Source organism: Phaeobacter sp. LSS9, assembly GCF_003443595.1.
Lineage (GTDB): Bacteria > Pseudomonadota > Alphaproteobacteria > Rhodobacterales > Rhodobacteraceae > Phaeobacter > Phaeobacter piscinae.
The window spans coordinates 2,292,196-2,305,464 of the sequence record NZ_CP031956.1; the positions used below are offsets into that span (position 1 = coordinate 2,292,196).

Annotated in this window: 12 protein-coding genes; 2 read left to right on the forward strand and 10 right to left on the reverse strand. The window is 59.3% G+C overall.

The features are described from left to right. Positions 1-60: 60 nt before the first annotated feature. A complete protein-coding gene (locus D1820_RS11055) occupies positions 61-603 on the reverse strand; it encodes a DUF2938 domain-containing protein (protein ID WP_118070150.1) in 543 nt (180 codons plus the stop codon). A gap of 296 nt (positions 604-899) precedes the next feature. Here D1820_RS11055 and D1820_RS11060 point away from each other — a divergent pair, with 296 nt between their 5' ends. Next, complete coding sequence (locus tag D1820_RS11060; RefSeq protein ID WP_118069035.1) at positions 900-1,766, forward strand: GTP-binding protein; 867 nt, start codon at positions 900-902, stop codon at positions 1,764-1,766. A gap of 20 nt (positions 1,767-1,786) precedes the next feature. Here the strand turns inward: D1820_RS11060 and D1820_RS11065 are convergent, their stop codons facing one another. The 6 genes from D1820_RS11065 to D1820_RS11090 all read right to left on the reverse strand — a co-directional run bounded on the left by D1820_RS11065 (position 1,787) and on the right by D1820_RS11090 (position 8,655). Continuing rightward, the gene (locus D1820_RS11065) at positions 1,787-3,520 is read right to left on the reverse strand and encodes an iron ABC transporter permease (protein WP_118069036.1); all 1,734 of its coding nucleotides are present in this window, start codon (positions 3,518-3,520) and stop codon (positions 1,787-1,789) included. A 197-nt stretch (positions 3,521-3,717) separates the two neighbouring features. After that, positions 3,718-4,935: a phenylacetate--CoA ligase family protein gene (locus D1820_RS11070; protein WP_118069038.1), complete on the reverse strand. Its 1,218-nt coding sequence runs from the start codon at positions 4,933-4,935 to the stop codon at positions 3,718-3,720. A gap of 14 nt (positions 4,936-4,949) precedes the next feature. Next, positions 4,950-5,786, reverse strand: a complete 837-nt coding sequence (locus D1820_RS11075; RefSeq protein ID WP_014876149.1) for an ABC transporter ATP-binding protein — start codon at positions 5,784-5,786, stop codon at positions 4,950-4,952. Positions 5,787-5,943: 157 nt separating this feature from the next. Beyond that, complete coding sequence (locus D1820_RS11080; protein WP_040170225.1) at positions 5,944-7,227, reverse strand: ABC transporter substrate-binding protein; 1,284 nt, start codon at positions 7,225-7,227, stop codon at positions 5,944-5,946. A 90-nt stretch (positions 7,228-7,317) separates the two neighbouring features. Further along, positions 7,318-8,394, reverse strand: a complete 1,077-nt coding sequence (locus D1820_RS11085; protein ID WP_014876151.1) for a branched-chain amino acid ABC transporter permease — start codon at positions 8,392-8,394, stop codon at positions 7,318-7,320. Positions 8,395-8,397: 3 nt separating this feature from the next. Continuing rightward, positions 8,398-8,655: a hypothetical protein gene (locus D1820_RS11090; protein WP_014876152.1), complete on the reverse strand. Its 258-nt coding sequence runs from the start codon at positions 8,653-8,655 to the stop codon at positions 8,398-8,400. 102 nt (positions 8,656-8,757) lie between these two features. Here D1820_RS11090 and D1820_RS11095 point away from each other — a divergent pair, with 102 nt between their 5' ends. After that, complete coding sequence (locus D1820_RS11095) at positions 8,758-9,102, forward strand: SHOCT domain-containing protein (protein ID WP_118069040.1); 345 nt, start codon at positions 8,758-8,760, stop codon at positions 9,100-9,102. Between the two features lie 57 nt (positions 9,103-9,159). Here D1820_RS11095 and D1820_RS11100 read toward each other — a convergent pair whose 3' ends face one another. The 3 genes from D1820_RS11100 to D1820_RS11110 all read right to left on the reverse strand — a co-directional run bounded on the left by D1820_RS11100 (position 9,160) and on the right by D1820_RS11110 (position 13,071). Continuing rightward, positions 9,160-10,146: a branched-chain amino acid ABC transporter permease gene (locus D1820_RS11100; RefSeq protein ID WP_102897915.1), complete on the reverse strand. Its 987-nt coding sequence runs from the start codon at positions 10,144-10,146 to the stop codon at positions 9,160-9,162. A gap of 74 nt (positions 10,147-10,220) precedes the next feature. Next, a complete protein-coding gene (locus D1820_RS11105; protein ID WP_096790007.1) occupies positions 10,221-11,030 on the reverse strand; it encodes an ABC transporter ATP-binding protein in 810 nt (269 codons plus the stop codon). Positions 11,031-11,127: 97 nt separating this feature from the next. Beyond that, entirely contained in the window at positions 11,128-13,071 is a 1,944-nt protein-coding gene (locus D1820_RS11110) for an AMP-binding protein (protein WP_096873226.1), read from the reverse strand. Positions 13,072-13,269 lie beyond the last annotated feature (198 nt).

The following is a 13,269-nucleotide window of genomic DNA, read 5'->3' on the forward strand; positions in this document are numbered from 1 at the left end:
ATAAAGGCGCAGGAAATCCTCCTGCGCCTTTGTTGTTCTGGAGGGCGCACCGCAACCGACCTACTCTGCCGGTGAGACCTGATCCCCAGATCCAGACTGACCCTTGGGCACCAGACGGGACAGACCATACGCCACCACATACAGCCCCAAACCGAATGAGAAATGCGACATCAGGCTCTTCAGCCGCGCGGCATCCGGGTTGGGTTTATTTGCCGCCATGATACCCGCGCCCAGTGCCGGCTGCAGGATGAAGAACGGGGCCACCACCGTCACCAGACCAAAGAGAATCGGTGCAACCGGCCCCGGCTGCAGCAGTTGACGCTGCCCACCGACCGCCACGAAGACCGCCGCGAAGATCACGCCAACACTGTAGTGTGCAGTCCAGCCCAGTGCGGCCTCATTCGCCACCGGCGCCGCCTTGCGGATACTGTCGTGGGTGAACACCCCCTCAGGCATATGGCCAAGCCAGCGCCCGACCACCGCAAAATTGCTCTGCGGAACACCAAACAACGCATCGGCGGCAATCGCCCAGAGATCCATGAAGGCCGTCGCCCCCAGCCCCAACAGGACAATGCGAATAATCAATTCATTGCGGTTCAACACGGCTTCCATCCCTTTTTCATGGTTTTGCTGCCCGGCGGACAAAGCCCCTCTCGGGTCCCCGTGATTTTAGGGCGGCCCCGCTGCCTATCGCCAATCGCATTGTCTGAGGTGCCCCCCCAACAAAGCGGATACGCCATAACTCAAACGCGCAAATTGCTGCCAATGCTGGCTTGACCTGACGTCGCGCTGAGGGTGGACGGGCCAGCAAAGACCACCTATAGCTGCAGCCCGAATTCAGTGATGCAGAGCGGGGGACGAGCCATGCGTGACCATATCATTCCATTGGGGCGCACCCGATGAACCGAATCCCCGTCACCATCATCAGCGGCTATCTCGGCGCAGGCAAAACCACCCTGATCAACCGTCTCCTGAGCGAGGATCACGGGCTGCGCCTAACGGTATTGGTCAATGATTTCGGCCGCATCAACATTGATGAAAGCCTTCTTCAGGATGCCAATTCACAGACCATCGCGCTCAGCAACGGCTGCGTCTGCTGCACATTAGGGGAAGATCTGACCGCCGCGTTGCACCGCGTTCTGGCAGAGGAGAGCCACCCGGATCACATCGTGATCGAGGCCAGCGGCCTCTCCGATCCGGTGGCCATCGCCAATACCGTGGTAAACGAAGCTCAATTGTCCTACGGCGGGATCATAACCGTTGTCGACGGTGAAAACCTCTCGGGTCTCCTTGGCGATGATCTCTTGCGTGATCAGGCAAGCCAGCAGATCCGGGCCGCAGATCTGGTGCTGATCAGCAAATGTGACACCCCGTCGAGCGCGGTTATGGAGCAGCTGAGCGCGCTTGGCGCCCGCACGCCAACACTTTTGGCAGACGCGCCTGTTGCCGACCTCCTGTTTGACGTGTTGCCTTTGCCAGTGGGCAGGACTGGTGCGAAATCCGCCCATCATGCCTATGCCACCTGGCATCATCGCAGCACCGACCCCATGGACCGCTGCCGCTTGGGTGACAAACTGGCGAACCGGCCCGATGGCCTTTACCGGATGAAGGGCTTTGTGCTGACCAACGGCGGCGGGTATGAGCTGCATGTGGTTGGCCGACAGGTCTCTGCCAAACGCTGCGAGGCGGAAGAAACCGTGCTTGTTGCCCTTGGCCCCGCGGCCCGGATCTCCCGCGAAGACATTGAGGATTGGTGGCACAGCTGAGCCACCAAAGGAGGCCGCGCTTAGCTGCGCCGCCCCACCTGCCGACAGATTAGGATCACCGGCAACAGGCCAACCAGCATGATCACGAGCGAGGGTACCGCCGCGCCTTCAAGCCGCTCATCCGATGCCAGACGATAGGCCTGAACCGCCAGCGTATCATAGTTGAAAGGACGCATGATCAGCGTCGCAGGCAGTTCCTTCATCACATCGACAAAGACAATCAACAAAGCGGTCATCAGGCTGGGGGTCAGGATCGGCAGATGCACCCGGCGCAGCATGCCCAGCGGGCTTTGCCCCAGCGAACGCGCGGCGGCATCCATATTGGCGTGCACTGTGGATTGTCCCCCCTCATAGGCGCCCAAGGCCGCCGCCAGAAAGCGCACCATATAGGCGGCCACCAGCAGCCAGATCGACCCGGTGATCAGCAGGCCGGTCCGGATCTCGAAGTTCGCCCGCATCCAAGCATCCAATGCGTTGTCAAAGGCTGCAAACGGCACCATGAGCCCAACCGCGATCACCCCGCCCGGCACCGCATAACCCAACCGCGAGACATGCCCTGCCAACGCTGAGGGCCGACCCGGCCGCAGGCGCTGGTAAAACCCAAGGCAAACTGCTGCGACCACCGTCAGGAGGGCCGCCGTCATCGCCAATGTAATCGAGTTCTGCAGGAACCCGAGATAGCGTTTGCTCAGCAGGGTCTGCTCCGACTCCATCCCCATCTGCGCCAGAATCACAACCGGCAACAGGAACCCCAACAGCACCGGCAGGACACAGAGACCAAACGCCAGAACCGCCTTGAAACCGTGCAGATCCACCGGCGGCATCTTGGCCTGCTGCTTGCCTGCGTGGTGATAGCGCGCCCGTCCGCGTGTGGCCCGCTCCGCAACCGCAAGCGTCAAGGCAAAGCCCAGCAGGCACAGCGCCAGCTGCGCCGCACCAGCCCGGTCAGCCAGAGAAAACCAGCTGGTATAAATCCCGGTGGCAAAGGTCTGCACGCCGAAATAACTCACGGTACCGAAATCAGCGATGGTCTCCATGACGGCCAGCAGAACACCGGACGCGATCGCGGGGCGCGCCATGGGCAGGCTGACCCGCCAGAATGCCTGCAGAGAGGTATTGCCAAGCGCACGCGCCGCCAGAAAGGCCCCCGCGCTTTGCTGCAGAAACGCAGCCCGCGCCAGCAGGTAAACATAGGGGTAGAGCACCAGCACCAGCATCACCGCCACCCCTCCGACAGAACGGATCTCAGGGAACCAATAGTCGCGCGGCCCCCAGCCGGTCACCTGTCGCAATGTGGTCTGCACAACGCCGGGGTGATCCAGAACGAAGGTATAGGCATAGGCCAACACATAGGCCGGGAAGGCCAGCGGCAAGATCAGCACGACCTCCATTATTCGTACACCTGGGAAGCGGGTCATCGTCACCAGCCAAGCGGCACCCACACCGACCATTCCGGTTCCTAGCGCCACCAGCAGGACCAGAACCAATGTGGTTCCGGCATACCCCGGCAACACCGTGTCCATCAGGTGCCGGATCGTCTCTGTCCCGCCTGTCAGAGCCGCAAGGCTCACCGCCAGCATTGGCAATAGGCACGCCAGGGCCACCACCCAACCGACAGTGGCGAACAGCGCACCACCGGGTTTCTTTCGCCGTGCCCGACGGCCGCTTGGGCCTTCAACGGATGGCACAGCGCCTGCGGCGGCGGCACGCTCAGCCTCTGCTGTTACGGGTGAAATAGGTGTGATCTTTGGCATGAATGCAGGACTACCTCAGTGCAGCCCTCTATTTCGATCATTTTCGTCGGAAATGCCAGCAACAATGGCAAAGCGCAGCCATTCGCCGCGCCCGCATACGTCACTGTGTTTGGCGAACCCAAAACTGGCGCAACCGGAGGGAGGAACCCGGTTGCGCCAGATATACCCGGATAGGGTGGTCCCCACAGGACAGGGGATCAGTCGTAGCTGCGCTGGTCCTCAATGACCAAACCGTCTTTAGGCAGGGCTCCGGGGGCGACCACTTCCACGCGCCCCTTCAGCTTCAGAACTTCCACAACCGAGCGGGAAAAGGCGATCTCATCCCCGTTCTGTGCTTCGATCTGGACGGTCATCGCATCCATTTCACCATCCCGGCTGGCAATAACCCGCGCCTTCACGATTTCATCGTGTTTGTCGACCAGTGCCGCAACCTGTTCGGGGCGCACAAACATGCCCTTGATCTTGGTGGTCTGATCGGCGCGGCCCATCCAGCCTTTGATCCGCATGTTGGTGCGGCCACAGGGGGATTCACCCGGCAACACAGCGCTGAGATCCCCGGTAGCAAACCGGATGAGCGGATAGTCCGGGTTCAGCGTGGTCACCACAACCTCGCCCACTTCACCCACCGCAACTGGCGTACCAGTGCCAGGGGTGACAATCTCGACTATGACCTGTTCATCGACGATCATCCCCTCCATCGCTGCGCTTTCATAGGCGATATTGCCCAGATCCGCCGTCGCATAGGATTGCAGACAGGTGATTCCACGATCTGCATATTCCTGACGCAGGGATGGGAACAAGGCCCCGCCTCCGACCGCGGCCTTGGTAAAGCCCAGCTGCACACCCATGGCGTCGGCCTTGTCCAGAATCACCTTCAGATAGTCTGGCGTCCCGGCATAGGCCGTGGCCCCGACGTCACGCGCCGCAGTCACCTGAAGCTCGGTCTGGCCAGTGCCCGCGGGCAGCACCGCGGCGCCAACGGCACGCGCCCCATTCTCAAAAATCATGCCTGCCGGCGTCAGATGGTAGCCAAAGCAGTTCTGCACCACGTCACCGGGACCAATACCCGCCGCATGCAGGAACCGCCCCATCCGCCACCAGTCATGATCCACCCCGCCCGGTTCGTAGATCGGGCCTGGCGACTGGAAGATATGGGCAAAACCACTGGCAGGTTTCACGGTGAACCCACCAAACGGTGGATGCGCGGCCTGTGCCTTGCCCAAGTCGGATTTGCGCAGAACCGGCAGAGCCGCCAGATCGGCAACAGAGGTGATGGATGCGGCATCAACATTCCGCAGGCTGTCGCCATAACCGGGCGCGGTCATGGCACGGGCAATCTGCTGTGGCAATTGTTCCGCCAAATCAGAGGCACGGGCCTCTGCACTGCGGGTCTCAAGGCTGTCAAAATTTGTCATGTCAGCACCCCGCCTCAGCTCAACCACCGCTTCCGGCGGCGATAGGATCGCACATCCCGGAAACTCTTGCGTCCGTCGTCGGACATACCGAGGTAGAATTCCTTCACATCCGGGTTCTCGCGCAGTTCAGCGGCGGGGCCATCCATCACCACACGACCGGATTCCAGAATGTAGCCATAATGCGAGTAGCGTAGCGCCACATTGGTGTTCTGTTCGGCCAGAAGGAAAGTCACACCTTCATTTTCATTGATCGACTTCACGATCTCAAAGATCTGTTCCACCAACTGCGGCGCCAGCCCCATTGATGGCTCGTCCAGCAGGATCGTTTCCGGGCGGCTCATCAAAGCGCGGCCCATGGCAACCATCTGCTGCTCACCACCCGAGGTGTAGCCCGCCTGGCTGCGGCGGCGCTCCTTCAGACGTGGAAAGTAGCTATAGACCATCTCCAGATCGCGCTGGATGTTCGCATTGCCATCGCTGCGCGTATAGGCGCCAGTCAGCAGGTTTTCCTCAACGGTCAGATGTTCGAAACAGTGACGGCCTTCCATCACCTGAATAACACCTTTTTTGACCAGTTCGGCAGGATCCCGATCCTGAATGCGCTCCCCGCGATAGCTGATCGACCCTTTGGTGACCTCGCCCCGCTCCGAGTGCAGCAGGTTTGAAACCGCCTTGAGTGTTGTCGTCTTGCCCGCGCCATTGCCGCCCAGCAGCGCGGTGATCCCGCCCTTCGGGACCTTCAGGCTGACGCCCTTCAAAACGAGGATCACGTGGTTGTAGATCACTTCGATGTTGTTGACCTCAAGCAGGGTCTCTGCCTGAACATCGGTGGTTTTGGCTGTATCCAGCATCTTTTGTTGTCCTCACGCGGTCCTGACCCGATCGCCCTGTTCCGGGTCTGTCAGTGGGTGCGGCCCTCGCGCGCCGCACCGGATGATATGCGCGCCAGCTGCGACGCGGTTCGGCAGATCCGCCCCCGACCGAAAGCCGGGGACAGACCAGACTGCGTTACTTGCAGCCCGCCTCGATGTTGTTTTCCTTGGCATAGGCCATGGAATCTTCCTCGATCAGCGGCTGGATCACATCGCGGTCGCTGGGTGCGAAATCGCTGATCAGGTTCCAGGTTTTGGCCGAGGCATCCCACTGGGTCATCCCAACCAGACCGGGGCCACCGTGGTTTTCACAGGAAACGTTGAAGGAGGGACCGAAATACGGCATCCCCAGCGCAGACATGCGCGCTTCGGGCATCTCCAAGGCTTCCATGCCATCGCGCATCATCGCCGGGGTGATGTCGTTGGTGCCATGGATCTCCTGTGCGGTCTTGGCCGCTTCAACAGCCAGCATCGCCGCATACATGCCACGGTTATAGAGCACGTTGCCGATCTGATCGCCGGCACCAGCCGCAAGCCCCTTGTCCACAACATGCGTCTGGATATCCCCGAACACAGGGAAGTCACGACCCACACCGTGGAAGGTCACAGCCTTGTAGCCATTGGCCTTTTCGCCTGCCGCCATCACATCGTGTTCAGCACCGGACCACCAGACGCCGATGAAATTCTCCATCGGATAGCGAATATTGGCGGCTTCCTGAATGGCAACCTGGTTCATCACGCCCCAACCCCACATGATCACGAAATCCGGACGGTCGCGACGGATCTGCAACCACTGGGATTTCTGCTCCTGACCGGGGTGGTCGACGGGCAGTGTCGACAGGGTGAAGCCGTGTTTCTTCGACAGCTCCTCCAGCGTCCGGATCGGCTCCTTGCCATAGGCGGAGTTGTGGAACAGCAGCGAGATTTTCTTACCGTTCAGATCACCGCCGTTTTCTTCCAGCAGATAGTTGATGATCCCCGACGCACCATCCCAGTAGTTGGCAGGATAGTTGAAGACATTGCTGAACACTTCGCCATTTGCCGCCGATGTCCGGCCATAGCCCATGGTGTGCAGCGGAATGCCATCTGCGGTTACTTTCGGGATCAGCTGATAGGTGATGCCGGTGGACAGCGGTTGATAGACCAGCGCGCCTTCGCCCTTGGTCGACTCATAGCATTCCACACCTTTCTCAGTGTTGTAGCCAGTCTCGCATTCGATGACCTTTGCCTTCACGCCATTGATGCCGCCGTCGCGCTCATTGACCAGCGTAAAGTAATCCGCATAGCCATCCGCAAAGGGGATACCGCCAGCCGCATAGGGGCCGGTGCGATAACTCAGCGACGGAAACACCAGGTCCGCCATGGCAGGGCCAGCGGCCATCACGGCGCCCAGCGCCAGAGTTGTCAGTTTCATTTTCATCGGGTCTCATCCTCCCTTGAATTGTCCGATGTGGGTCACAGCGGGGGTTGATCTTGTTATTGCCCCGCGGTCTTGCTTGGCCGGTCCCGCTTAGTGCGGGAAAGGCCAGAGTCTCAGTTTTTCCTTGGCCACGCGCCACAGCTGGGCGATGCCATGCGGCTCCGCGATCAGGAAGATCACGATCAGCGCACCAACAATTACCAGCTGGATATGGGCCACGATATCCGTGGGCCAGCCCAGCACATCCACGCCCACGACCTTCAGCACGACCGGCAGCAGCACCAGGAACGCCGCCCCTGCAAAGGAACCAAAGATCGAACCCAGACCGCCGATGATCACCATGAACAGCACCAGAAATGATTTGTTGATGCCAAAGGCTTCACCAACTTCGACGGCGCCAAGATAGACCGAAAAGAACAGCGCGCCGGAAACCCCGATGAAGAAGCCCGACACCCCAAAGGCCGAGAGCTTGGCCTTTAGCGGGTTCACCCCGATGATCTCCGCCGCAATGTCCATGTCACGGATCGCCATCCAGCTGCGGCCTACGGTCCCGCGGGTCAGGTTGCGGGCAACCAATGCGCAGAAGGCCAGAAAAATCAGGCTGAACATATAGGTGGCCCAGGCCGGTGCATTGGGGCCAGTGATGATGATGCCGAACACATCCCGTTCAGGCGCACTGATCTGACCCGAGGCGGAGTAGTTGTAGAACCACGGCACCCGGTTGAAGAGCCAGACCAGAAAAAACTGCGCCGCCAGCGTCGCCACGGCAAGGTAGAACCCCTTGATCCTCAGCGATGGCAGACCAAACCCGATGCACACCAGCGCTGTGATACCACCGGCAAGCAACACATGAATGAACATGCTCATTTCCGGGAACGCCGTCATCAGCTTGTAGCAGGCATAGGCGCCCACAGCCATGAAACCACCAGTCCCGAGGGACACCTGACCGCAGTATCCGACCAGAATATTCAGGCCAATTGCGGCGATTGAGTAGATCAGGAACGGCAGCAGGATCGCATTGGCCCAGTAGTCATTTACTACAAAAGGCACCACCAGGAACGCCAGTGCCAGCACCACGTAGTAGCGGATCCGGTCAAACTTGATCGGGAAGGTCTGACTGTCATCTTGGTAGGAGGTTTTGAAATCTCCGGCTTCACGATAGAACATGACTCAGATGCTCCCTTCTTGCTGCGCGCGGTTTCTCTGACCCGCGTCGAGTTGATTTGTCTTGCTTGCGTAGCCACTTAGCTCGGCCACACGGGCCAGTCGCAAATAGGCAAGGATACCGGTGATCAGCCCCGCCGCCGCCAGCAGCGATGCCGTGACCATCTGCGCCTCCGAAAACCCCTCGGCAGTCAGCGCCAGGTAGCCAAAGGCCCAGAACCCGGCCCATGCAATCACATTGACGATGGCAATCAGCTTGGTCATCTGACCCCTCCGGCGTTAACCATTTCTTCGGATTTCCGGCTTTCGCCACATTTCGCCCAATTCTCTGTGCCATCTTCTGCGTGGGAAAAGTGAGTGGGAACGATGAGTGCAATTTTGCAGGAAATCCGGCAGCTAGAGGCTGCCCGGGACAGGGGAGACATATCCCCCGAGGACTTTACAAAGGCGAAGAACCGGCTGTTGAGCACAGTCGAAGACGCGAAAGTGTTACCGCAGGCCAATCGCCAGCCGCCCCCGCGCGCCACAGCGCGGCAATCGGGGACCGCGGCCTCTACGGCCTGGGGCATGTTGCTTCTGGCGCTATGCGCCGCTGCTGTCATAACGGTGCTTGTCGGCCAATTGGTCGGCGACATCACCATCGCCTTCACACTGGTGGTCACCGTCTTTGCCGCCATCGTCGTCGCCGCCTTCCGTCGCCTGGAAGGCTGAGGAGACCGGCATGGCGCGGCCATATTTCGGTGGCGCCATGCAGACATGATAACGGCCTCAGACCCGTTCAATGATCTTCTCCCCGAACAGACCCTGCGGGCGGAACACCAGGAACAGCAGGGCCAGCACATAGGCAAACCAGTTCTCCGTCGCGCCGCCAACCATCGGGCCGACCAGGAATTCGAACAGTTTTTCACCGACACCGATGATCAGCCCGCCGACAATCGCGCCGGGGATCGAGGTGAAGCCGCCAAGCATCAGCACCGGCAGAGCTTTCAGTGCGATCAGCGACAGGGAGAACTGCACGCCGGATTTGGTGCCCCACATGATGCCGGCAACCAGCGCAACAAACCCCGCAACAGACCAGACCAGCACCCAGATGAAGTTCAGCGAAATGCCAACGGACAAGGCCGCCTGATGATCATCGGCAACAGCCCGCATCGCGCGGCCCTGTTTGGTGTACTGCGCAAAGGCGACCAGCCCCATCACCAGCAGCGCGGCAATAACCGTCGCCACGATATCGAGGTTGTCGATGAAGAACCCGTAGTCGAAGATCTGATAGGTGGTCTCGTCAATCCACAGGTTGATCCCCTGCGGCAGGCCGACATCCAGCGCTTTGATCTCGGACCCCCACATCAGATCCGCCACCCCTTCAAGGAAATAGGCAAGTCCAATGGTGGCCATGAACAGAATGATCGGCTCCTGCCCGACCAGATGACGCATCACAAAATGCTGCACCATCCAGGCCAGCAGCACCATCACGCCCACTGTCATGAGAATTGCGACAAAGGACGGGACGGTCCAACCGAAATGGGTGATATGCCCCCCGAAGATCGCATTGATCACATGGGAGAACGGCACCTGACCGTTCATAATTCCCACCAGTGTCATGGCCGCAAACAGCGCCATCACACCCTGTGCATAGTTGAAGATGCCCGAAGCCTTGTAAATCAGGACAAAACCCAGCGCGACCAGCGCATAAAGCACGCCCGCCATCAGGCCGTTCAGCGTGACTTCCATCGCAAAGACGAGTTGTTCAGGCATCCCGCTCTCCTCCCGCAAGGGTCTTCAGAGACGCTTGCCAAAAAATTTCATAATTTTTCCCGCCGAGCTGCTGATCAGTCATGGCTAACCCCCAGATAGGCATCAATCACATCCTGATTGTTGCGCACTTCGTCGGGTGTGCCGTCACCAATCTTCTTGCCATAATCCATCACGACAACACGATCGGACAGGTCCATGACGACACCCATGTCATGTTCAATCAGCGCAATGGTGGTGCCGAATTCATCGTTCACATCAAGGATGAAGCGGGACATGTCCTCTTTCTCCTCGACGTTCATGCCCGCCATCGGCTCGTCCAGCAGCAAAAGCTTGGGTTCCGCGGCCAGCGCGCGCGCCAGCTCAACCCTTTTTTTCAGGCCATAAGGCAGACGTGCCACTGGTGTCTTGCGGATATGCTGGATCTCGAGAAAATCGATGATCCGTTCCACCGCCTCGCGGTTTTCGGTCTCTTCCGCCTCCGCCTTGCCGCGCCAGATCGCCTGCTGAAAAATATTGGTTTTCATGAAGTTGAGGCGCCCGGTCATCACATTGTCCAGCACGCTCATGCCATCAAACAACGCGATATTCTGGAACGTGCGTGCGATGCCCTGACGGGCCACCTCATAGGGGCGCATCTGCGGGCGGGGTTTGCCGCGAAACAGCACCTCGCCTTCCTGCGGCACATAAAACCCCGAGATCACATTCAACATCGAGGATTTGCCCGCGCCGTTGGGGCCGATGATGGCCCGGATCTCACCCTCGCGAATGTCAAAGGAGATATCCTTGATCGCAACCACGCCGCCAAAGCGCAGGGTGATGTTTTTCATCTCCATCACCACGCCGCCGATCTTGCGCCCGTCCTCGGTGATATAGCCGTCTTCCATATCCTTCACGACACCGCGCCTTTCGCATTGTTGTTTTGTTGTCTATGGCTTCGCGCCGCTGCCGACCGCATCGCTGCAGGTCTTGTCATCAACTGTCTCATTCCGCAGCCACCGCTTGTGGGGTAACCGGCACGACCTTGGCATCAATGATATCCAGCGTGGCGCTGATCTCACCCTTGCGGCCATCCTCATAGGTCACTTCCGTACGTGTCGAAATCTGCGAGGATCCATCGTAAAGCGCTGTGATAATGTCGGAATACTTGTCCTCGACCACCACACGGCGCACCTTGCGGGTCCGGGTCATCTCGCCATCGTCAGCGTCCAGCTCTTTGTGGAGCACGACAAAGCGGTGCACCTGACACCCCGAGAGCATGACATCCTGTGCCACCGACTCGTTGACGGTTTCGACATGTTCCCTGATCGATTGCAGCACCTTGGGATGCCCCGCCAGCTCCTGATAGGAGGCATAGGCGATGTTGTTCCGCTCCGCCCAGTTGCCAACTGCCGTCAGGTCGATGTTGATAAAGGCGACACAGCGGTCTCGGTCATTGCCGAACAGCACAACTTCCAGAATGTCCGGATAGAACTTCAGCTTGTTCTCGACGTATTTGGGCGCAAACATCGCGCCGTCCGCCATTTTGCCAACATCCTTGGCACGGTCGATGATCCGAAGGTGGCCGCTGCCCTCTTCAAAGAATCCGGCATCCCCCGTGGCGACCCAGCCCTCGGGATCCTTGGTCGAAGCCGTGGATTCCGGGTTTTTGTAATATTCGACAAAGGTTCCGGGAGAGCGATAGAAAATCTCGCCATTGTCCGCGATCTTGATTTCCACATCAGGGGCCGGAACCCCCACAGTATCAGCGCGCACCTCGCCATCGGGTTGCACGGTGATGAACACCGTCGCTTCGGTCTGGCCGTAGAGCTGTTTCAGGTTGATGCCCAAGCTGCGGTAAAAATCGAAGATTTCCGGCCCGATCGCCTCACCGGCGGTGTAGCCAACGCGAATACGGCCATAGCCCAGCGTATCCTTCAGCGGACCATAGACCAGAAGATCCCCCAGCTTGTACTTCAGCCGGTCCATCAGCCCAACCGGGCGACCATCCAGAATGTCACCGCCGACCTTCTTGGCATGCGCAAGGAAGTGGTGGAACATCTTGCGCTTCAGCGTGCTGGCGTCCTCCATACGGATCATGACGCTGGTCAGCTGACCTTCGAAAACACGCGGCGGCGCGAAGAAATAGGTTGGCCCGATTTCGCGCAGATCCGTCATCATGGTGTCGGCGCTCTCCGGGCAGTTCACACAGAAGCCGCACCAATAGGCCTGCCCGACCGAGAAGATGAAATCGCCAACCCAGGCCATCGGCAGATATGACAGGATATTCTCGCCTGCCGTCAGCTTGTCAAACTCCGCAGAGTTCTTGGCGCTTTCGATCACATTGCGATTGGACAGAACAACCCCCTTGGGCTTGCCTGTGGTGCCGGACGTATAGAGCATCACGCAGGTGCTGTCGTAGGTCAGCTTGGCCTTGCGGGCTTCCAGATCAGGCGTCCATTCGTCGCGCGCGGCCCGGCCCTGCTCCTGCACATGGGCATATTCATGCAGCGTATGGTGGTCATATTTGCGCATGCCGCGCGGATCCAGATAGATGATCTGCTCCAGATTGCTCAGCTGCTCCTGAACCTCGAGCACCTTGTCCACCTGCTCCTGATCACCGGCGATGACGAACCGTGCGCCACAGTGATCAAGGACATAGGACATCTCTTCAGCGACCGCGTCCTGATAGAGAGGCACCGGAACCGCGCCCACCGATTGCGCCGCAACCATCGCCCAGTACAGCGATGGACGGTTGCGTCCGATGATGGCGATGAAATCTCCCTCGTTAACCCCGAGGTTGATCAACCCAAGCGCAAGCGCCTCGATTTCCTTCTGGGTCTCGGACCAGGTCCAGCATTGCCAAATGCCGAATTCCTTTTCCCGATAGGCTTGGCGGTCACCAATCTGTGCCGCATTGCGTTCAAGCAGCGCCGGCAGGGACATCATCCCTGCGGCACCCGACTGCGTCTGAGCCACGTTCTTTCTCCTCCCCTTTCCGACCCATGCGGCCGGACTGATCGCTACCCGCGATTCTGATCCCGATTAGGGACGGCCTCATGCTATGGCGTCAACTTTTTCCTGATGTTTTCCCAAATCTTACGAATTGTAACAGCCGTTCACCTGGCGTACGCAGGCCCTCTTGAG